Source organism: Cyclonatronum proteinivorum (assembly GCF_003353065.1).
Taxonomy (GTDB): Bacteria; Bacteroidota; Rhodothermia; order Balneolales; family Cyclonatronaceae; genus Cyclonatronum; species Cyclonatronum proteinivorum.
On the sequence record NZ_CP027806.1, the window covers coordinates 1,479,190 to 1,499,693 of the forward strand.

A 20,504-nucleotide genomic window follows, 5' to 3' on the forward strand; every position below is an offset into this window, starting at 1 on the left:
ACCATGTTTAAGAAAATTCTTATTGCGAACAGAGGCGAAATTGCGCTGCGCGTAATTCGTACCTGCAAGGAAATGGGGATCAAGACTGTAGCCGTTTACTCTACAGCTGATGCCAACAGCCTGCACGTGCGTTTCGCTGACGAAGCAGTTTGTATTGGCCCCCCGGCTTCGAGAGACAGCTACCTCAAAATTCAGCGCATTATCGCAGCGGCGGCAATCACAAATGCCGAAGCGATTCATCCCGGCTACGGCTTCCTTGCTGAGAATGCGGAGTTTTCACGGATTTGTGAAGAGCACAACATTAAATTTATCGGGCCATCGCCGGATATGATCAGCGCGATGGGCGATAAGTCAACGGCCAAAGCACACATGATTAACTATGGTGTGCCGGTTGTTCCGGGCAGTGATGGCAATATTTCCGACCTCAAGCGGGCCGAAGCCATTGCCAAAGATATTGGCTACCCCGTCATTATTAAGGCAACAGCCGGTGGTGGTGGTCGCGGCATGCGGATCGTACAGGATCCGGCGGACTTCAAACGTAATTTCGATTCCGCGCGGCAGGAAGCCGGCAGTGCTTTCGGCAATCCCGAAGTGTATATCGAAAAGTTTATCGAAAACCCGCGACATGTTGAGATTCAGGTCCTTGGCGACCGGCACGGCTATATCACACACCTGGGTGAACGCGACTGTTCCCTGCAGCGCCGGCACCAAAAAATCATGGAAGAATCGCCTTCCCCTATCGTAGAGCCCTGGCTTCGCGAAAAAATGGGTGACGCGGCTGTTCGTGCAGCCGAAACCGTCAATTACGAAGGCGCCGGTACGGTTGAATTCCTGGTTGATAAAAACCTCGATTTCTATTTCATGGAGATGAATACGCGGATTCAGGTAGAGCATCCGGTCACGGAAGAAGTTACCAATGCCGATCTCATCAAGAATCAGATTGAAGTCGCCTTCGGGGAACCGCTTGCGCACAAACCGCTCAAAATGCGCGGTCATTCAATTGAGTGCCGCATCAACGCCGAAGATCCGGAATTCAACTTCCGTCCATCTGCCGGCAAGATTACCGCTTTCCACCTGCCCGGCGGTCACAGTGTGCGCGTTGATACACACGCCTACTCCGGTTATGTGGTGCCGCCTTTCTATGACTCGATGATTGCAAAACTCATCGTGAGTGCCCCCGACCGTCTGCAGGCTATTGCGCGCATGAAGCGTGCCCTCGAAGAATTCGTGATTGAAGGCATCAAAACAACCATCCCGTATCACCTTCAGCTCATGGATCACCCCGCTTTCCTGCGCGGTGAATTCAACACGCATTTCCTCGAAAAAGAATTTAAATACAATCCCAACCCTTAAAACTTGCATTATGGGATACCCCGCAGAACTTAAATACACCAAAGAACACGAATGGGTCAGGAACAACGGTGACGGAACCGCGACGGTCGGTATCACCGAGTTCGCCCAAAGTGAGCTTGGCGACATCGTTTTTGTTGAGCTCAACGATATTGGCGAAACCTACGATCAGGATGACGTCTTCGGCACCATCGAAGCGGTGAAAACCGTATCCGACTTATTCATGCCCGTTGGGGGTGAAGTGATCGAGCACAATGAAAACCTCGCCGATAATCCTGAAATCGTTAACGAAGAACCCTACGAAGGCGGATGGCTGGTTAAAATCAAAATGTCCGACGAGTCCGAGTTTGACAGCCTCATGGACGCCGAAGCCTATCAGGAAATTATCGCCTGATCCGTCGGCGCTATCCATGCCTTCTGATTTCAGCTTTGCATAATCTGCGCAAAACCCCGCATTGAGCAAGTGCGGGGTTTTGCTGTTCTGTGAAGCGCTGTTTTTCCCCCATTCACCCCAATACCTGAAGTCCCCCCAGCTGATGATTAGCACCCAACATTCGTGGATTCTCATTCTGGATTTCGGCTCGCAGTACACACAGCTCATCGCCCGTCGCTTACGCGAAATAAATGTGTATTGTGAAATCCATCCCTTCAATGCCGACCTCACCGCTTTCAGTTCATTTCCGCCGTCGGGGGTCATCCTTTCCGGCGGGCCCATGAGCGTAAACGATGAAGGGGCTCCCCATCTGAATACACACATCTTTTCGTGGGATGTGCCGGTGCTTGGCATTTGCTACGGACTTCAGATCATCGCGCACACGCAGAAACCTGGCAGCGTTTCAAAATCCGACAAGCGCGAATTTGGCCGCGCCGAACTCATCCTCGATACCGCCTGCCCGCTCTTTGACGGTCTGCCGGAAACCTCTCAGGTTTGGATGAGTCACGGGGATAAGCTCAACGCCCTGCCGGATCAGTTCGAAGTGATCGCGCACACCTCAAACGCCCCGGTAGCTGCGGCACGGCATCAGACCAAACCCATCTACGGCGTGCAGTTTCATCCGGAAGTGGTACATACCGAGCACGGTGCCCGCCTTCTCACCAACTTTGCCCGCATTGTTTGCGGCCTCGAAGGCGACTGGACACCCGCCTCCTTCATAGAAGAAACCATCGCTAACATCCGCAAACAGGTTGGCAGCGACAAAGTGATCTGTGCCTTGTCAGGCGGCGTGGACTCCACCGTTACAGCCCGCCTCATACACCAGGCCATAGGCGATCAGTTGCTGTGCGTGTTTGTTGATAACGGCTTGCTCCGGAAAAATGAGTTCGAAGAAGTACTCTCCATGTACCGCGATGTGCTCAAACTGCCGGTGCGCGGCGTTGACCGCCGGGCGCTGTTTATGAAGCGTCTGCACGGGGTAAGCGATCCGGAAAAAAAGCGCAAAATTATCGGTAACACCTTCATCGATGTATTTGATGAAGAAGTAGCCGACGACAAAAGCTTTACCTGGCTGGCACAGGGTACACTGTATCCCGATGTCATCGAAAGCGTGAGTTTTAAAGGCCCCTCGGCAACCATCAAATCGCACCATAATGTGGGTGGGCTTCCGGAAAAAATGAACCTGAAGCTCCTCGAACCCATGCGCGAGCTTTTCAAAGATGAAGTGCGCGCTGTAGGCCGCACCCTCGGTATTCCCGACTCATTTATCAACCGCCATCCGTTTCCCGGTCCCGGGCTTGGCATTCGCGTACTCGGCGCCCTCAGTGAAGAAAAGCTTGATCTGTTGCGCGAAGCCGACGCCATCTTCATTCAGGGGCTCCGGGAAAGCGGCCTCTACGACAAAGTTTGGCAGGCGCTCGTTGTACTTTTGCCGGTGCAGAGCGTTGGCGTGATGGGGGATGAGCGGACGTATGAATTCACGGTTGCCCTCCGCGCCGTTACCAGCGTTGACGGCATGACCGCCGACTGGGCACAGCTGCCCTGGGACTTCCTCGCCGGTATTTCCAACCGCATTATCAACGAAGTGAAGGGCATCAACCGCGTGGTGTATGATGTAAGTTCAAAACCTCCCGCAACCATCGAGTGGGAATAAGCCCGCCCGCTTCTTCATATTTTTTGCATCCAGAAACCCCGTTTTAGGGTAGTTCAATGTCTGTACTGTACAAAACTTTTTTCACTTTAGCTGTTCTTTGCATGGGTCTGCAGCTTCCGCTTGCGGCCCAAACCTACCTCCCGGAATCCGAAGAACGGTTTTCCGAAGGGATGAACCACTACCGCGCACTCAACTTTGAGCGGGCCGCCGAAGCTTTTCGCGAAGCCGGCGATATGCCCGAAGCCCGCCTGATGTTGGGTAACAGCTTGTTTCAGCTCAACAGGCTCGCGGAAGCGACCGACGTGCTGGAAAGCGTGCGAAGTCAGTCTTTCGGAGAGCTCTCCGAAGAAGCGACCTACAGCCTGGCCCTGGTCAAACTCACCGAACGCGCCTACGGTCCCGCATTGGAGTTGCTCACAACGCTAAATCACACCTTTGATCCCGCCCTTGCCGAACAGGCCTCCGGCACCGCGCAGCAATGGGCCCGCTTCCTCACCCTCCGTCAGCGTCTGCAGGCCCTGGACGAAACCACGGATAACGCCACCCGCATCTTCTTACTCGAAACCGGCATTGACGTGCACCCCCGCGATGAAGCCCGGCAGCTCATCACCAAAGCCATGCAGCTCGGGCTGGGCCGGCAGGAAACCAACGCCCTCCGCAGCCGCCTCGACAACCGCATTGCCCGAAATATTAGCGGCCGGACCGTCCGAAACGGCCTCACCGAGTACGAAGTGCCGGAAGGATTTGTGTACCGCATCGCCGTTGTGCTCCCGCAACAGGATCGTGCACACGACGCCTTTGGCGTAAGCCGTGCCATGTTCAACGGACTGCAGCTTGCCGTCAACGAGTACAACCGCACCCAATCGGATACCCGAATCGACCTGCGGCTCTACGACAACACCCCGCCCGAAGACGCACCCGAAGACGAACCCCGCCTCGACGCTTTCTACCGCACCATTGCCGCGCAGGCAGAAGCCTGGCAGCCCGATATGATTTTCGGCCCCCTTTTCAGCGATGAAGCCGCCGTACTTGCCCGCATCGGACAGGCCTACGAAATCCCCGTCATGGCACCCCTCGCCAACTCCGAAGACCTCACCCCGCAGAACCCCTGGATTTTCCAGATGAACCCCACCTTCCGGGAAAGGGGCCGCCTCATGGCTGAAATCGCCGTGCAACATCTCGGACACCGCAAAATCAGCATACTTGTCGACGCCAACTCCATTGGCGTAACCGAAGCCGAAGCCTTCCGGCAGCGGGCCCGCGAACTCGGCGCTGAAATCCCGTACTTCATCCGCGAAGACTTCCAGAACCAGCGTTTCGACATGAGTCCATACAGCAAACTCTTCACCAGCGACCCCATGCTCCTCAACCTGGAAGAAGAAGAGCTGGAAGACTTCCTGTTGACCTGGACGCAAAGCGACGCCCTCTTCATGCCCGTCACCGGCAGCGCAGGCCGCACCGTATTTGAACTGATGATGACACAGCTCATGGCCTTACGCAGCAACGTGCAGGTCATTGGCTCCCAGGAAGTCGGCGGCATGAACCTCAACCAACAGGCAGCCCGCAGGTTCCGCCTGGTGTACAGCGAAGTCTTCGACAAAGACCCCGAACATCCGCTTGCCGATGTATTCAGCATGGATTTCCGGAATGCCTTCGGCTCATCCCCTGATATGTTTGCGACCATCGGCTACGACAGCGGCACCTTCATCACCCAATTGCTCGCCAACAGCGGCAACCCCGAACAGCTCAAAACCACCGTCCGGCAGCACGAAGGCTACCGGGGCATCGGCAAGCGGTTCGACTTCCTCAACAGTCAGATCAACAATGCCCTCATCCCCCTGCAGTTCGAGCGAAGCGGCTTCACCCGCATGCAGCTTGCGCCCGAACCGCTCTTTGACCCCACCGAGCTCACCGAAGCCGCCCAACAAATAAGCACCCTCCTCGCCGAACTCACCGAAACAGATTCCCCCGACAGCATACTGCAGGCCTACTACAGCCATGTGCGTCAGGGCGTACAGCCCGAAGACGAGCGAAAAGCCGAGCTCTTCCGTCTCCTGCAACACTTCGAACCCGCCGAAATCCCCTTCATGATCCGCGGCTACCGGATTGAAGACTTCGAGTAGATAAAACTTTTTAGCAGTACAAAGCACAAGGCATGCTTATGACCATGAAACAGTAAACTGTCGGTTTCTGGCTGACCGGATAGTTGTGCTTTTTTGATTGTCTTCAAAGGTTTGTGTAAAATAATAGATAGGAACAACCTTTTTTTGCAGGAGTTCGATATTATTCCTGTTTCAAATAATTTCCACTAAAAACTTTGGTATTGTTCTCCATGCCTGCATTTGCGAAAAACTTTCTATCCAACTTTTCCCTGTTTCTTTTTGTGGTGAGCCTTAGCGCTATCCCCTGTGCAGCGGCCACCTTAAGCGAACCCCCGGACGAAATCCGGATCACATTGCAGCCACAGAAAGGCTTCGGAGGGTTGATGCCCATCTCGGGAATATTAAGACCAACTCCGGAGTCAAACCCATGGGCTGTTTCGTATCCCCAACCCGAGGCTATTCCGGAGAAGCTGCGCGATAAAGAGTACCACGTGATGCACATGACGCATGATTTCGTGCAGCATGCCTGGCAGTCCTACACTTCCGGTGCGCTTGACTCCGCTTTTGTGCACCGCGCCCTCAACAACTGGGGGACCAACCCGGCAGACCTCACCGATCAGTATCTCAATCTCCACACAGTTATTCTTGTTTGGGAAGACGAGGCGGGTGACACTTTCCTTATGCACAGCAATCAGCCACCTTATTCCTTTGAAAATGCCGAAATATTTCAGGTGCCAGTCTTCGGAATGTCAGATCAGGAGTCTGCGCCTTTGAGCCTGCCCGTGACTTTTGAAATCTTCAGAAACGGAATTGTGCAAGAAATGGAAAGCTTCATAAGGTTTAATATTCCGGAAGATTTTCAGATGCCGGGTTTTGAAGGTGTGCCCCTGTTTTACGGGTATTATCAGCATCATCTTGGCTCGTTCGAATTCAAGGGGGAAGTCTGGGAGGCTGCCCTACACAATAATTTTATGAGTCCCGTTTTTGCCGCCGAGAGTGATATTGTTCAGGTCCGTCGGGAGGGAGAGGCTTGGAGTAGCGAAATCAAACCCGGGCAGTTTGCCGACCTGAACGGGGAGTTCTGGCAGTTCACAGATGCTGCGTTCGACGGTTCCGAAATCCTGCTCCGCCAAATGCCGGCCTTCGCTGAGCTGCGCGGCACACAGATAGGCCTCCGGGCACTGCCGTTTGAGCAGGAATCGGTAGAGGGCGAACTGATCTCGCTGGATGACGAACTCGGTAACTGGGTTTTCCTTGACTTTTGGGGAACTTGGTGCGGACCCTGCATCGCCGAAATGCCCTACCTCATTGAGGCCTGGCGCCTGTTCGAAGGCCCGGGCTTTCAGTTTATCGGTATCGCAAACGACAGCCGCGAAACCCTCGCGCGCTTTTCCGAAGAATGGGGCATCACATGGCCGCAACTCATCAGTCACGGCTCCGAGAGCAACGCCCTCAACGAGCTGTACGGTATCCGCGCCTGGCCCACAACCATGCTGATAGATCCGGAGGGCGTCATCGTGCAGCAATCCGTTCGCGGCTTCAGCCTGGAGACCAGGCTTGCAGCGGAGCTGGGATTCGACGGCGAACGCGCCGACCGCCTGCGCGAGGGCGAGGTACTGGTTGAAATCCCCGAGGCACTCATTTCAAGCTTCCTCGCCGAAACAAACGGCGCGGATAGCGACGAAGCACTCTCCAAAACTATCACGGTAGAAGTGCAGGGAGGCGGTTTACCCTTTCAGAGCCGAATCCCGCTGTATCAGCACAACGGGAGCTGGGTGCGCGGCCTCACGACCGATCCTGAGCGTTTCGCTGAAACCGGTAAAGATGCCCTCGAATTGCGCATTTTCATAAACGGCGAAGCCGCCAACCTCCCGCTTCTGCAACGTTTCGAACATGAAGAAGACGGGGTTCGCTACCGCTACGAGCTGCGGTAAGCGCCGCGATGCCCACGTGACCCTGCCTTATGACTTCCCGGGCAGGTCTTCACTTGTTTTTTTGGGGAAAATTCCGAGAGCATCACGGTCTTTCGTGGCAGATCAGCGCTCCCAAATCATAATTTGAATCCCTTGCTTTTTTTGGGAAGGGCGGCAGATTACGCTTCACAGCCCGAACGCATTATTTCCAAAGCATCCGCAGGGAGCAAAGACGCAGATGTGACAGCTGATTCGATCAGACCTGATGAGCTGAAATACAGCTTCAACGCCGCCAGTGGGCTAATTTCACTTCGTGGGAATCGCTACGCTGGGTGTGCCGTCTTTACACCACACCTAAATTTAGCCTGCCTTATTTTTGTGCTAAGCCAAACATAATCTGATGTTTAGCAAATAGATTCTGTTTAATGGTGAATAATGCGGGTTAATAAGGTGGCACAGCCGGACCATCGTAACTGCAGGTTCCGGTTCTGGGGGAATTAAAAAGCTGACTTTCGCCATAATCGCTTTCCGCTTTGCCTGCGTTGTGTGCATCGCACAGGGTCACAAATTCGCCATTCTCATAAAGGGCTTCCAAATCAAGCCATCCGCTTGGCTTGCCACACTTGTCACAGGGCACGTCAGGCATATTATTACGGGCCAAAAGGTAAACCGGGTTGTTTGAAAGCGGTGTTCCATTTCGCGATCCAACCATTTTAACTTTCAGCTCCGTTGTTGATCCGAAATCATAGGCATAAAACAACTCGGTATCCGGTTCAAAAATCTTATACGCTTTTGAACTCATGGGAATTTTGTTACCATAATAGCTTCCGTGGCAAAATTGACTGAGATGACCACAGCATTCCAGCCAAATCTGCCGCAGGTAAAAATCCAGATCCTTAAGCGTTGCTGCGCTTTTGACTTCCAGATACAGCCAGAACTCAGAAGTGTAGGGATAGTATGCCATAAGCTGAATAAGGTTCATGCTTGGTTTGGACGTCGCATTCCGTTCTTTATTTTGCAAGGCACGTTTCTTACAGCTATCGAGATGTTTCAGCATACCTGCACGCGTCATTTCTTTGCCGCAAAACGAGCAGGCGCCTTTGGTTCTTTTTGCAGGGGGCATTTGAAAAGGGTTTTTGGGGTGAAAGTTTGCACATTCGGATGATTGCAGGGTCATGGAAGATACAGGAAAAGTCCTGTATGTTATGTCGGAAATTTTCAGCACAGGAACCACAGGCCGGTTTTCCCTCGCTTTAGCTGATGAACGCCCCAGCGATTGCGCCGCTGAAAAATGCATCTGCCACCTTCACCGTCTTTCCGCAACATTGGCCTAAAATGCGTATTTTTGTATGCATTATGATCCCAGGCAACATATAACTCAGGCAGCTCCTACCCATGAAACTATTCCTCAAAATATTTGGCGCATTCATCGCGCTTATTGCCGTTTTTTTAATAGCGTTGAGCTTTTATCTCACCGATGAGCGTCTCAAGGAACTCATTCTCCCCACCATCAATGAAATGACGGGCCGCGAAGTGCAGGTCGACCGCATGTCGTACACGCTGTTCCGCACCTTCCCCAGCTTTGGGCTTGTCATTCAGGGATTCGACCTTCCCGATACCGAGTCGCCCGACATACTCGGGGCCGACAACCCGGAGCACGGCTCCATCGCCAGGGTTGGGGAGCTGATACTTGTCGTAGATTTGTTCCCGCTCCTCTCCGGAAACCTGCGGGTTTCCCGGCTTGATGTTAACGATCCGCAGCTCCGCTATGTGGTTTTTGAAGATGGCACGACCAACATCGACAGCCTTCTCGCGCTTTTTGAAGAGGAAGATGAAGCACTTCCACCGGAAGCGCAGGACTCAACCGCGCAAATTGACCTCGAATCCATGCGCATCCGGGGAGCTGAAATCATCTTTCAGGATCTGAGCGAGAACACAGATGTGCGGCTGCACGATCTTGAAGCCGATGTAGTAATCAGCCTTGGGGAGTTTATCACCACCGATGTCGACGCGCGCGTAGGAGGCCTGAGCGTAGTGTTTGGCGGCGATACCTTTCTCACGGACCTGCCCTTCAGCCTGAATCAGCGGTCGGTACTCGATCTTGCAGGAGAGCGCCTCACCATTGAAACCGGAACGCTGAATATCCGCGGGCTTGATCTCGATCTCGAAGGCCTCATCGCTGATTATACCTCAGAAGCCGTGCTTCTCGAGCTTGCCTTTCGTTCTTCCTCCGACGACTTCGGTGCCCTTCTTGAACTCGTGCCCGACAGCTTTCAGGAAGACCTTCGCGGCGTAGAAACCCGCGGCTCCCTTGTGCTTAACGGGCAGATTAGCGGCCGCCTCGGCGAAGATCTCGTGCCCGATTTCGAAATGGTTATAGGGGTCGACGACGGCTTCATCCGCTACCCGGGCGTCGCTTCCGCCATCGAAGACATCAACATAAGGATTGAAGCCCGGAATGAGCGCGTCGTGATTGAGCGCTTCTCAGCCATCGCGGATATCAATAGCCTGTCGGTCAGCGGTTTCATCAATGATCCCCTCGAAGACACAGCCGATTTCGATCTTGCCTTCAACCTTGATCTGGATCTGGGCACCATCCGCAATTTTTACCCGGTTGATGAATTTGAGCTTGAAGGAAAAATGGCCATGAACGGCAACGCAAACGGCTTGCTTGCGGATCCGGAAAACGCCCGCTTCGACGCAAGCCTGCGCCTGGAAAACGGCCTTGTGCGCTACATCGAGCTCGATGAGCCGGTGCGCGACATTAACGTAGTGCTGAATGCGACGCAGGAGCTTGTCACCATCGACTCTTTTGCTGCGCGGGCAGCTGAAAACACCCTGCGCGCAAGCGGCACCATTCGCGAGCCCCTCAACGAAGCGCGCACCCGCTTCGACTTCAACGCCGAGATATTTACCGATCTCGCCTCCATCCCAAAATTCGTCCCGATTGATGAAGACACGCTCAGCATGAGCGGCATCTTCCGTTTTGACGGCTCCGCTTCCGGCCTCCTTGCCGATCCGGAGAACGTCACCCTTACCGGTCAGATGAGCCTGCAGGATGGTGCCATTGCCTATCACCTGTTGCCCAAGCCGCTTGATACGATCGGTTTTGAAGCAAGCCTCACCCGTGATCGCCTGCGCATCGCAAACAGCACCGTCAGTATTGGCGGCAGCAGCTTTAGGGCAAACGGGGACGTTAATGATTTCCTCACCGACACCCCGCGTATCAACCTCACCGTTGCCGGAGAATTTAACCTGGGCGAGCTGCCGGAATTCGTGGACCTGCAGCCGTATCTGAGCGAAATTTCGGGCCGTGCCAATGCCGATATTCAGGTTATAGGGCCACCCATGACGCCCGAAGACCTGACCTTCATCGGGCTTTTCCGGTTAACTGATTTTGCCGCTGCGGGCGACTCGCTTCCTCAGCCGGTCAGCATCCCGAACGCCAATCTCGTGTTCAGTCAGGAGCACGTAGAACTGCGGCGCTTCGAAATGACGATGGGCGCCTCCGACTTTAACTTTACGGGCGAACTGCGCCACTACATGCGTCTGATTGACGACAGCACCCCCGATCTTGCTACCCTCAACGCAACTTTCAAATCCAGCGTCCTCAATGTGGATGAGCTGTGGGAGTGGGAGCCGCTGCCGCCAGACGCAGAACCGGAGCCCTTCCCCGTACACCTCCCGCGACTTGCGATGAACATGGACGTAGAAATCGGGGAGCTGATTTTCCTCGGCGTCCCCATCACGGAAATTGCCGGTCAGGTCAATACCACAGACGCTGAGGTCCGCATTGTGGACGCTGCGGCCAGGGTTTTTGGCGGAACAGCCGAAGGCAATCTGATCTGGGAAGTTCCCGATCCGGAGAATACCAAAATCACCTTTAACGGGGCGCTTCAGGGACTCACAGCCGAAGACTTTTTCAGACAAGTTGAGCCAGCGGGCATGGATGACCTGCACGAGTATTTTTCAGGAACCTTCAGCACTTCCATCGAATACTTCAGCGAAATGGATGTGTTTCTCGATCCGGTCATTCCGACCATGCAGTCGAGTGGAACCTTCTCAATGGAGCGCACGCGCATGCGCAACCATCCGCTGCAGCTGGAAATCGCCAATCTATTGAGGGTTGATGAGCTGCGGGATGTACGCCTCGACGATCTCAATTCGAGCTTTACCATTGAAAACAGCGTCATGACCCTGAGCAACCTGAATCTGACATCAGCTGATATCGGGCTTGAACTCAACGGCACGCAGAACCTTGAAACCGACGCCATCCGCTATGCTGCGGTTGTTGTGCTGCCCGGACGTCTGGGCTCTGTTCTCGAACCGGTTATTACCCGGGACGGCGTTCGTGCGCTTACCCGCGATGATGGGAACATCCCCATCCCGCTTTTGATCCGGGGCACGACCGATTCGCCTCAGGTGCGGCCGGATACCGAAGAAATCACCCGTGCGGTCACCGAATTTCTCCGGGACGCGGCTGGTGATGCGGTCCGAAACACCCTCCGGAATTTGTTTGGAAATTAAGCTAGGCGGGGCCGTCCAAAAGGGGAAAACAGAAAAGAATTATACATGAGCGAATCGAAAAAGGTCAGGAAACTCCTCAAAGAAGCCATTGCGGCCGTGCAGGACGAAATACATGCCGTGCAGCAGCATCCCCGGAGGGATGTGCTCACGGCACCTGAGTTTTTAGAGGACGAGGAAGACTTCACCTACCGCTTTGAAAGCTCGAACCCCTCTTTTGAGCATGTTGACGAGCTCGCGCTCATTTCCGCTGATCCGCCGATTTCCGGCGAAGTTGTGCGAATAGATGAAAAGCACATTGTTATCAAATTTGAAAAACGTCCGGATGAGCCCTTCATTCAGGGTGAGGTAGAATGGGTGAACGACTTCGTGCTGCAGCGTACGCTTGAGCAGCTCGAGTTCCTGAGTGAATCAGGGGATACGGCACAGATTGAGCGCCTGACCGAAATTTTCGGCAGCTCAGCGCTCAGCGGTGAAGCGGAATCAGCCGAAATCCTGCATGATGGCTACCGGAACGAGGCGCAGCAGCAGGCCATCCGAAAAGCGATGGACAACCGCGTGACCTATGTATGGGGTCCGCCCGGTACCGGAAAAACAGCAACGCTCGGTTTTATCGTGGCCAACTACATGAAAGCCGGGAAAAAGGTGCTGTTTGCCTCCAATACCAATCGCGCAGTAGATGTGGGTTTGCTAAGCGTTATGCAGGCCCTGCAGCAGCTTCAGTTTCGGGTTGAGCCCGAACGCATTACCCGCTTCGGAGAGGCCGCGCTTGAAAATGAGCTCCTTGCACAGCTGAGTTTTGATGAACAGCTCGACGCGCGCAGGCGTCAGATTATCGGTCAGACGCTCGACTCAGCGCAGCAGCTCAGGCTGAAAATGCTGGAAGAAATGCGGAGTAAGCTGGAAAAAAGCGGGCGTAAAATGCCTGCGAAGCTTCAGAATGAATACGACATGCTTGCCCTGCAACTGGAAGACAAGCCGGGCGAAAGTGCCGCTGAAGCCGTGGCTTCGGAGCTGGAACAGCTGCGCTACCGTGAGCTGGTACGCAAAAAACTCATCGCAACGACCCTTGCAAGGGTGTGCACCTCCGATATCCTGCCTACGCTGAACTTCGACGCTGTTGTGATTGATGAAGCCTCCATGGCGAGCATCCCCTACATTCTGGTACTTGCGAGCCGAAGCAAAGCGCATATCGTATTTGCCGGCGATCCTATGCAGCTGCCGCCCATTGCCACAACAGCTAACCGCAAACACCGCGACTTTCTGGAAAAAGACGTGTACACCATGGCTTCCGAAGCCGACAGCATGGAGCAGCTCTTTGTCTGGAAAGATCAGAACCCCGGCATTACCTGTTTTTTTGATACCCAATACCGCCTTGAAGACGATTTGGCGGAAGTCATTAGCGAAGTCTTCTACGACGGGCGTCTCAAATCGGGCAAGGCCAACGCCATCATCCATGCGCCCTCACAACAGCTCACGCTCCGCGACGCACAGCAAAAAGACAAGAGCGACGTAAGCGTGCACCTCGTCAACACAACCCGCTACGGCCCCTGGATCGACACCCCGAAATCAGAGTATGGCTTTCGTCCGGTTAATCAGGTGCATCGTGACCTTGTAATGGAGCTGGTGAAAAGACTGGTTCAGAAAGAGCAGCTGCATCCGTCGCAAATTGGTATCATTGTACCCTTTCGCAGTGTTGTTTGGGATTACCGCCGTGAGCTGTACAGCAGTAATTTCAGCGGGGTAGAAGTTGGAACCATCCATACCTTTCAGGGGCGTGAAAAGGAAGCCATCTTATTTGATTTGGTGATGAGCGGAGCCGGTGAAACCCAGCCGCGACGCCATTTTACGGTCCGCCCCTTCGATGAAACCAAGAACGGGCTGAGCGTACCCCGTTTGCTCAATGTTGCCTTTTCAAGGGCCAAAAAGCACATGGTTGTGTTGGCCGATATGGATCACGTTCGCCGGGTCTATCACGGTAAGTTTTTAGGAAACCTCCTGCACAAACTGCGGGTCAATAAAATTACAGGCAAAAAAAGGTGAGCTTGCCGATTTTGACCGCTGACCGCTGACCGCTGACCGCTGACCGCTGACGGAAGACGGAAGACGGGAGGTAATTATATCACCAAGGTTTGGAGATTGACTTGCAGGAAGGGCAGGTTGTTTTGAATTTTGCCATCCAAGCCCCAAGCCCCAAGCCCCAAACCATCAAAGGCGTGCTTTTTTTCTTACTTCCGTCTCTTTACCTAAGAGCTCATCGGCCATGTGTGCGTCCGGAACGGCGGGCCGGTCCCGGTAGCGGTCAACAATGCAGATGAAGCTGAGGGGCTCGCCGGCGTCTGCGTGAAACTGATGTAAGGTTTCCGGGCTGATGTACACAACGTCGAAGGTTTTGAGCGGATGAACTTCATCTCCCAAAATCATAGAGCCGCTGCCTTCAATGATCATGACCGAGTGCGGGTGCCGGTGATATTCCAGGGAGGAGTATCCGCCCGCCTCGACCCGGAACACGCGGGTTTGCATGTTCAGCTCGTACTCGTTCTCCCCTTCGCCAAGTAGGGAAAAGCGGGTGATGTCTTTGAAATTGGTTCCCGCTGTTTTGTAGGTTTTGGCTTCAATGCCTTCCCAACCTTCAGGAGAGCGGCGGATAATCTTGGAATTTTTCTTCATGGATTTTTCAATTTTCAGCAAAGTAAAAGCTAATGCGCCGGCTATTGGTTCAGAAGTTCAGTGAGTTCGCGGCTGGCAAATTCGATACCCCGCGGGTGCTGATACAGGCTGCCGCCAATCAGAAAACAGGTGTCGGGGCCGTAGGCTTCGAGCAGGCTTGTAAGGGTGTCGCGCTGTACCCCGCCGCCGGGTGTTGGGATGGAAGCTGCAATACCTCCCAGGGGTCTCCGGCAGTTCTCATTAATGGCATGGCAGGCGGCTTCAGAAAAAGAGAAGCGGCCTCCGGCATTGGGATAAATCACAAAATCAGCGCCGAGTTTACGCCAGAGCGTGCCGTAAAGAAATTCCGGAGTAAAGCCCTGCGTGTCGCTCATCACATAGGCCCCGGAAAAAGCAGGGTGTGCCATGATAGGAAGCGGGATTCCGCTTTTGGCCAGCTCAGTCATGGTTGATGGACCGCAAAGGTGCGGCATAAGCAGTACGCCCCCCGCGCCCGCTTCGTATGCTTGCTCGTAGCGGCGCAGGGTCTCAGAGCCATCGGCGGTGATGTTGGGAAAATAGGCGGCAAGGTGCCCGGTTTTGTCCGCGGCGCGTTTGACCGCATCCGTGCAGGCTGCGAGCCGGTCGGCAAAAGGCGATGTTGGCTGATTCGCAAGGCCGTGATCGTCTTTGATGATGTCAACGCCGCCCAGTGCGAAGCTGTAGCAGAAGTGCGCGAGCTCACGGGTTTCGAGACCGATTGGCTTCAGGGCAGAGCAGCTCAAGGCACGCCGCCGGGTAATGCCGAATTTTTCGCGAACACCATCAAGTCCGGCTTTGGGGCCGGGCAGGATTTCGTCGGGAATTTCATCCCATTCACAGCCAACAACCTGCGCACCCGGAAAAAGCGACATGTTGCCAAAAAGTACGTTCAGAAACTGAGAGACCTCATCCCCCAAAGAATCAAGCGCATAGCTGATAGAAGCCTGCCAGCGATTTTCCCTTTCCGCAGCGGTGAGGCTGATCAGCTGACCTACGATATGTCCGCGAATTTCATCACTTAGCACATCGTCGGGGAGTTCAACGCTTTGTTCGTAGGCGATACGGCGGCAAAAAAGGGCCGCCTCCGATTTGGAGACGGCCTGAATCAGGTAATGTACCGTAAATCGGTTTTCAGAAATAATCATGGATCAGTAAAAAGGTCAGTCGTCTTTTCAGAGGGCGACCAGCGTTTCGGCGCGGTCGGGGCCGGTTGAGACAATCTTAACAGGAACGCCTGTTTCTTCCTCAATAAAGTCAATCAGCGCCTGTGCCTGCGCAGGCAGCTTGTCACGGCTGCCGCATTCAGCTATGGATTGATTCCATCCCTCAAAGGTTTTGTATACCGGCTTCACTTTGCTCAGCAAAACGGGATTTTTGGGGAATATTGTGGTTTCCTCCCCATCAATTTTGTAAGCGGTACAAACCTTTACGGTCGGCATGGTATTGAGCACATCAAGCTTGGTGACCGTCAGCTCGTTGATACCGTTGATACGGGCGGCGTAGTTGAGTGCAACAAGATCAAGCCATCCGCAGCGGCGCGGACGCCCGGTCGTAGCCCCAAATTCCCGGCCTATTTGCCGGATTTTTTTCCCTTCGGCGTCGTGCAGTTCGGTAGGGAAGGGGCCGTTGCCCACACGCGTACAGTAGGCTTTGGTTATGCCCATGACCTTGCTGATAGCGGTTGGCGGCAGGCCGGTGCCGGTACAAGCGCCCCCGGAAGTTGGCGAAGAGGAGGTCACGTAGGGATAGGTACCGTGATCAATATCGAGCAGGGCGCCCTGTGCACCTTCAAGCAAAATATTTTCGCCCCGGGCGTGTGCCATGTGCAGTTCGTGTGAGGTGTCGCAGATATAGGAGCCCAGTTTTTCGCCCCAGCCGGTCAGCTCATCAAGCAGCGGGTCCGTGCTGAGTTCGGGCAGCTCATACAGGTATTTGAGCTGCACATTAATTTCTTCGAGCAGATACCCGAGTTTGTAGCGCAGCGCCTCGGGGTCGAGCAGATCCATCATCCGTAGCCCGGTGCGCGCGGTTTTGTGCACGTAGGCCGGACCAATTCCCCTGCCCGTTGTGCCAATGGCTGCATCACCCTTTGATTTTTCGCGGGCAACGTCCATTTGTTTGTGATAGGGTAGGATAATGTGGGCAGAACCGCTGATTTTGAGCTGTTTGCGCGGGTTTGCCCCTTTTTCTTCAACCATGCTGATTTCTTCCAGCAGCTTGGCAGGATCAATTACGACCCCGTTTCCGATTACGCAGGTCGTACCGGGATGGAAGATACCGGACGGAATAAGATGGAGCACATAGGTTTTGCCGTCGAATTTAATGGTGTGGCCCGCATTGGCACCTCCCTGATAGCGTACGACCCACTGCGTTGATTCACCGAGCAAATCAACAATTTTCCCTTTTCCTTCATCGCCCCACTGGGCGCCAATAATTACACGAACAGCCATGATATTTTAACTAATGAAATGTACAGTACAGTAAACAGATTTGGGACTTTCTCCCATAAAAAAAGGTGTACCGAAGCACACCTTACTATGATGTTTCAAGGAAGAATGATATCCCGCGGTAATAGAGCAGACAGATGAATCATTTAATGAAAGCTTAGCATAAAAAAGACCGGATCAAGCTGATCCGGCCTTTTTGTATGGGATTTAGTCGGTGTGACGGGATTACTCCGCGTAAGACTCGACCGCTGCATCAACCGACTTAAAATGCTTGAAAACCGTGATCAGTTTGGTCACGATAAGCAGGCTTTCAATTTTGTTGGTTGCGTTGGCTATGCGAAGGTCGCCGCCGGCATTCCGCATGGTTGTGAGCGCCCCGATGAGCATTCCCAAACCGGAAGAATTCATAAAAGCGACTTTCTTGAGGTCAACAACTACATTTTTGTGACCTTTGTCGATCAGCTCATGAAGGGTTTCGTTGAGCTTGGTGGCATCCGGGCCACCCATCACATTGCCTTTAAACTCGATTACGTTACAATTGTAACGCTCTGACAGGTTAAAACTCATGGTTTACCTCTGGTGATGTATGTTGGTTAGGATTTAGGATTTAGCTTTTTTCAGCTGCAGATCGACTACGAGGCCGCTTGCTACAAAGATTGAGCTATATGTACCAAGAATTACCCCTAAAATCAAGGCAAAAGATAATCCTTTAAGTACTTCTCCACCAAAGAAAAATAAAATACTGACAGCAATCAAGGTGGTGACAGAAGTTACGAACGTACGGCTGAGCGTGTTGTTCACGCTGCGGTTTACCATATCATCATAGGCTTCTGTTTTAAAGATGAGGGAATTTTCCCTAATCCGGTCAAACACAACCACCGTATCGTTCAGCGAGTATCCTACAATGGTGAGGAAGGCCGCGATAATAGCCTGATTGATATCGAGGCTGAATGGCACTACATCGTACAGCAGCGTGAAAATACCGAGGGTGATGATCACGTCGTGTGCGAGCGCGGCAACCGCGCCGGCTGAGTAGTACCACTTTTTAAAGCGGATGAGGATATAGATAAAGATAATGGCGAGGGCAAACAGGATAGACTGCAGCGCTGCATTTCTCAGGTCTTCGGCAAACCGCGGACCTACCAGGTCGGTTTTGATGATTTCTGCGGGATTGTCCGGGAAGGCCGATCCCATCGTGCTCAGCACAATTTGCTGAAGCTCGTTGCTGTCGATATCAGCGTCGGTCCGTACGTTGATATCCGCTCCGAAGGTTCTTACTTCGGGTGCACCGCCAAAAGGTTCGGTGAGTACGTTACGGATGTCTTCAACAGCCGGAGAGCTGCCCTGAAAGGAAACAACAATTTCGGTACCGCCACGGAAGTCGATACCAAACTGAAGGCCTTTAAATAAAATGGCACCGATTGATAACAGTACCAGAACCGTAGAGATGATGTACCCGATCTTACGGTTGTGGATTAATTGAAATTTTGGATCTTCAAATACTCTCATAGTGTGTATGAATTTCTGGTTGCTTGGTTAATGGATAAAAAAGCGCCGGGTATTAACCGAAGCTGACAGCAGGATTCTTGCCGCGGGCCAGCCAATCCACAATCACACGGGTGATGACGATTGCGCTGAACAGGGAGGCAACAATACCGGCCATAAGGGTTACGGCGAAGCCTTTAATCGGACCCATACCAAAGCTGAACAGAATTACAGCGGTGAGGAAGGTCGTAATATTCGCATCGAGAATCGCGCTCATGGCGTTGGCATAGCCGCTCTCAATGGAAGCAATCAGAGATTTACCGGCGCGCTGTTCTTCGCGGATCCGGTCGAAAATGAGTACGTTGGCATCAACCGCCATACCGATCGTCAGAACAATACCTGCGATACCAGGCAGCGTAAGCGTAGCCTGAAATGCAGAAAGGATTCCGAGGATGAAAACGATGTTGAGAATCAGCGCGATGTTGGCAATACCACCGGCTGTGCGGTAGTACATGATCATAAAGATGGCAACAAGCATGAGACCAAACAGCGCGGAGTTGAAACCGGCGCGAATGGAAGCTTCACCCAGTGTTGCACCAACCGTACGTTCTTCGATGATTTCAAGCGGGGCAGGCAGCGCACCGGAGAGCAGAATGTTCACCAAATCTTCCGCTTCTGAAAGACCGCCGAGACCGCTGATGGAGGAGCGTCCGTCGGCAATCTGTGTACGCACAGTCGGGTAGCTGTACACCATGCCGTCAAGAATGATCGCTACCGGCCTGCCGATATTGGCCGCGGTTATCATGCTCCAGGTACGGGCGCCTTCGCGGTTCATGCTCATCGAAACTTCCGGCGCGTTGGTCTGCGGGTCGAATGACGGGCGCGCGTCGGTGATCACATCACCGGTGAGCTCAACCTGAGAGCGTACGCCAAGCAGGGGCAGCATGGCGCTTCCGCCGCCGATGTTTTCAGCGCGGGCACCCCACATCAGCTGAATGTTGGCCGGAATAACGCGCTGAACGGCATCGCGGGCAAGCATTTCATTAATGGCAGCGGTATCCTGAGCCATCGCATATCCAAAGCGCACATCAGGTCCGCCGATATCGAGCAGCAGCCCGGAGAGCGGATTACGGGTTACGGTTTCGGTTTCACCGTCTTCCCCTTCAACTTCTTCCGTTTCGGTAAGCACCTGAACAACGCGCTCAAAGGTGCTGCGCAGCTCGTTGGGGTTGGCCATGGTACGGAACTCAAGTCGGGCCGTACCCCGAAGCAGGTTACGGACACGCTCCTGATCGTCGTCAACGCCGGGAAGCTCAACAACAACGCGGTTGGCACCCGCACGGACAATCGATGGCTCGGTTACTCCGAAGCGGTCAATCCGATTCCGGATAATTTCAACAGCGCGGTCAACAGCGCGATTACGCTGTGCTTCCAGATATGCGCGCACTTCGTCGTTGGTTGAAGCCCGCGTGAGGTCGTCGGCATTCATGTGGAAGTACCGGCTGAGACGTGCACCGGGATCGCGCCGCTCAAATTCCGCTACAAATTCCACCACAACATCGATGTTGGCATCCTGCGCGCGCATGGCAGCGGCTTCGAGCACTTCATCAAAAAGATCATCGCGCTGATCGCGGGCAAGTTCGCCTATAAGCTGCGCTGTAGCCAGCTCAAGCGTTACATACATCCCGCCCTGAAGGTCGAGACCAAAACTAAGCGCCTGACTGCGCAGGTTGGTAAGGCGCTCTTCATTGGCGAAGCGGTATTCAACCTGTTCTTCAGGCGACAACGAATTAATATGGCGCTCTTCCAGCCAGTGACGGACACTGAACTGAAGGTAGTACCCTGTGAGAACAAGGAAGCCAAGAATAAAGAATATCTTGGTAGAGCTTGTTTGTTTCATGGATA

Annotated in this window: 14 protein-coding genes; 7 read left to right on the forward strand and 7 right to left on the reverse strand. The window is 53.6% G+C overall.

Translation table 11 applies throughout. From position 1 onward, the window contains the following. Positions 1 to 3 precede the first annotated feature (3 nt). The 5 genes from accC to CYPRO_RS05845 all read left to right on the forward strand — a co-directional run bounded on the left by accC (position 4) and on the right by CYPRO_RS05845 (position 7,473). Positions 4 to 1,353, forward strand: coding sequence for an acetyl-CoA carboxylase biotin carboxylase subunit (accC, locus tag CYPRO_RS05825; RefSeq protein ID WP_114983712.1), 1,350 nt, complete (start codon positions 4 to 6; stop codon positions 1,351 to 1,353). A gap of 10 nt (positions 1,354 to 1,363) precedes the next feature. Beyond that, the gene (gcvH, locus tag CYPRO_RS05830; RefSeq protein WP_114983713.1) at positions 1,364 to 1,744 is read left to right on the forward strand and encodes a glycine cleavage system protein GcvH; all 381 of its coding nucleotides are present in this window, start codon (positions 1,364 to 1,366) and stop codon (positions 1,742 to 1,744) included. Positions 1,745 to 1,886: 142 nt separating this feature from the next. Next, positions 1,887 to 3,437, forward strand: coding sequence for a glutamine-hydrolyzing GMP synthase (gene guaA / locus CYPRO_RS05835; protein WP_114983714.1), 1,551 nt, complete (start codon positions 1,887 to 1,889; stop codon positions 3,435 to 3,437). Between the two features lie 101 nt (positions 3,438 to 3,538). Next, positions 3,539 to 5,560, forward strand: a complete 2,022-nt coding sequence (locus tag CYPRO_RS05840) for an ABC transporter substrate-binding protein (RefSeq protein ID WP_164682577.1) — start codon at positions 3,539 to 3,541, stop codon at positions 5,558 to 5,560. A 209-nt stretch (positions 5,561 to 5,769) separates the two neighbouring features. Continuing rightward, positions 5,770 to 7,473, forward strand: coding sequence for a TlpA disulfide reductase family protein (locus tag CYPRO_RS05845; RefSeq protein WP_114983716.1), 1,704 nt, complete (start codon positions 5,770 to 5,772; stop codon positions 7,471 to 7,473). A gap of 421 nt (positions 7,474 to 7,894) precedes the next feature. Here the strand turns inward: CYPRO_RS05845 and CYPRO_RS05850 are convergent, their stop codons facing one another. Beyond that, the gene (locus tag CYPRO_RS05850) at positions 7,895 to 8,749 is read right to left on the reverse strand and encodes a hypothetical protein (protein WP_114983717.1); all 855 of its coding nucleotides are present in this window, start codon (positions 8,747 to 8,749) and stop codon (positions 7,895 to 7,897) included. A gap of 98 nt (positions 8,750 to 8,847) precedes the next feature. On the opposite strand from CYPRO_RS05850, the gene CYPRO_RS05855 reads away from it, so the two are divergent. Next, positions 8,848 to 11,979 carry an AsmA family protein gene (locus CYPRO_RS05855; protein ID WP_114983718.1) on the forward strand — a complete coding sequence of 1,044 codons (3,132 nt, stop codon included), beginning with the start codon at positions 8,848 to 8,850 and terminating at the stop codon, positions 11,977 to 11,979. Positions 11,980 to 12,024: 45 nt separating this feature from the next. After that, positions 12,025 to 14,019: a DEAD/DEAH box helicase gene (locus CYPRO_RS05860; RefSeq protein WP_114983719.1), complete on the forward strand. Its 1,995-nt coding sequence runs from the start codon at positions 12,025 to 12,027 to the stop codon at positions 14,017 to 14,019. Positions 14,020 to 14,184: 165 nt separating this feature from the next. On the opposite strand, the gene CYPRO_RS05865 is transcribed toward CYPRO_RS05860, so the two are convergent. From CYPRO_RS05865 to secD, 6 genes are all read right to left on the reverse strand, one after another. After that, a complete protein-coding gene (locus tag CYPRO_RS05865; protein ID WP_114985717.1) occupies positions 14,185 to 14,646 on the reverse strand; it encodes a cupin domain-containing protein in 462 nt (153 codons plus the stop codon). 41 nt (positions 14,647 to 14,687) lie between these two features. Then, positions 14,688 to 15,812 (reverse strand): RuBisCO large subunit C-terminal-like domain-containing protein, encoded by a 1,125-nt coding sequence (locus CYPRO_RS05870; protein ID WP_114983720.1) that lies wholly within the window; start codon positions 15,810 to 15,812, stop codon positions 14,688 to 14,690. Between the two features lie 27 nt (positions 15,813 to 15,839). Further along, entirely contained in the window at positions 15,840 to 17,117 is a 1,278-nt protein-coding gene (locus CYPRO_RS05875; protein WP_114983721.1) for an adenylosuccinate synthase, read from the reverse strand. A gap of 222 nt (positions 17,118 to 17,339) precedes the next feature. Next, positions 17,340 to 17,681, reverse strand: coding sequence for an STAS domain-containing protein (locus CYPRO_RS05880; RefSeq protein ID WP_114983722.1), 342 nt, complete (start codon positions 17,679 to 17,681; stop codon positions 17,340 to 17,342). A 33-nt stretch (positions 17,682 to 17,714) separates the two neighbouring features. Then, positions 17,715 to 18,623, reverse strand: coding sequence for a protein translocase subunit SecF (gene secF, locus CYPRO_RS05885; RefSeq protein ID WP_114983723.1), 909 nt, complete (start codon positions 18,621 to 18,623; stop codon positions 17,715 to 17,717). A gap of 52 nt (positions 18,624 to 18,675) precedes the next feature. After that, complete coding sequence (gene secD, locus CYPRO_RS05890; RefSeq protein WP_114983724.1) at positions 18,676 to 20,499, reverse strand: protein translocase subunit SecD; 1,824 nt, start codon at positions 20,497 to 20,499, stop codon at positions 18,676 to 18,678. Between the last annotated feature and the right edge of the window lie 5 nt (positions 20,500 to 20,504).

Excerpts from the sequence above, each read along its gene's own strand:
- CYPRO_RS05845 (WP_114983716.1), top strand. The coding sequence starts at position 5,770 with ATGCCTGCATTTGCGAAAAACTTTCTATCCAACTTTTCCCTGTTTCTT.
- gcvH (WP_114983713.1), top strand. The coding sequence starts at position 1,364 with ATGGGATACCCCGCAGAACTTAAATACACCAAAGAACACGAATGGGTC.
- CYPRO_RS05850 (WP_114983717.1), bottom strand. The coding sequence starts at position 8,749 with ATGCATTTTTCAGCGGCGCAATCGCTGGGGCGTTCATCAGCTAAAGCG.
- secD (WP_114983724.1), bottom strand. The coding sequence starts at position 20,499 with ATGAAACAAACAAGCTCTACCAAGATATTCTTTATTCTTGGCTTCCTT.
- accC (WP_114983712.1), top strand. The coding sequence starts at position 4 with ATGTTTAAGAAAATTCTTATTGCGAACAGAGGCGAAATTGCGCTGCGC.
- guaA (WP_114983714.1), top strand. The coding sequence starts at position 1,887 with ATGATTAGCACCCAACATTCGTGGATTCTCATTCTGGATTTCGGCTCG.
- CYPRO_RS05860 (WP_114983719.1), top strand. The coding sequence starts at position 12,025 with ATGAGCGAATCGAAAAAGGTCAGGAAACTCCTCAAAGAAGCCATTGCG.
- CYPRO_RS05870 (WP_114983720.1), bottom strand. The coding sequence starts at position 15,812 with ATGATTATTTCTGAAAACCGATTTACGGTACATTACCTGATTCAGGCC.
- CYPRO_RS05855 (WP_114983718.1), top strand. The coding sequence starts at position 8,848 with ATGAAACTATTCCTCAAAATATTTGGCGCATTCATCGCGCTTATTGCC.
- CYPRO_RS05865 (WP_114985717.1), bottom strand. The coding sequence starts at position 14,646 with ATGAAGAAAAATTCCAAGATTATCCGCCGCTCTCCTGAAGGTTGGGAA.
- CYPRO_RS05875 (WP_114983721.1), bottom strand. The coding sequence starts at position 17,117 with ATGGCTGTTCGTGTAATTATTGGCGCCCAGTGGGGCGATGAAGGAAAA.
- CYPRO_RS05840 (WP_164682577.1), top strand. The coding sequence starts at position 3,539 with ATGGGTCTGCAGCTTCCGCTTGCGGCCCAAACCTACCTCCCGGAATCC.
- secF (WP_114983723.1), bottom strand. The coding sequence starts at position 18,623 with ATGAGAGTATTTGAAGATCCAAAATTTCAATTAATCCACAACCGTAAG.
- CYPRO_RS05880 (WP_114983722.1), bottom strand. The coding sequence starts at position 17,681 with ATGAGTTTTAACCTGTCAGAGCGTTACAATTGTAACGTAATCGAGTTT.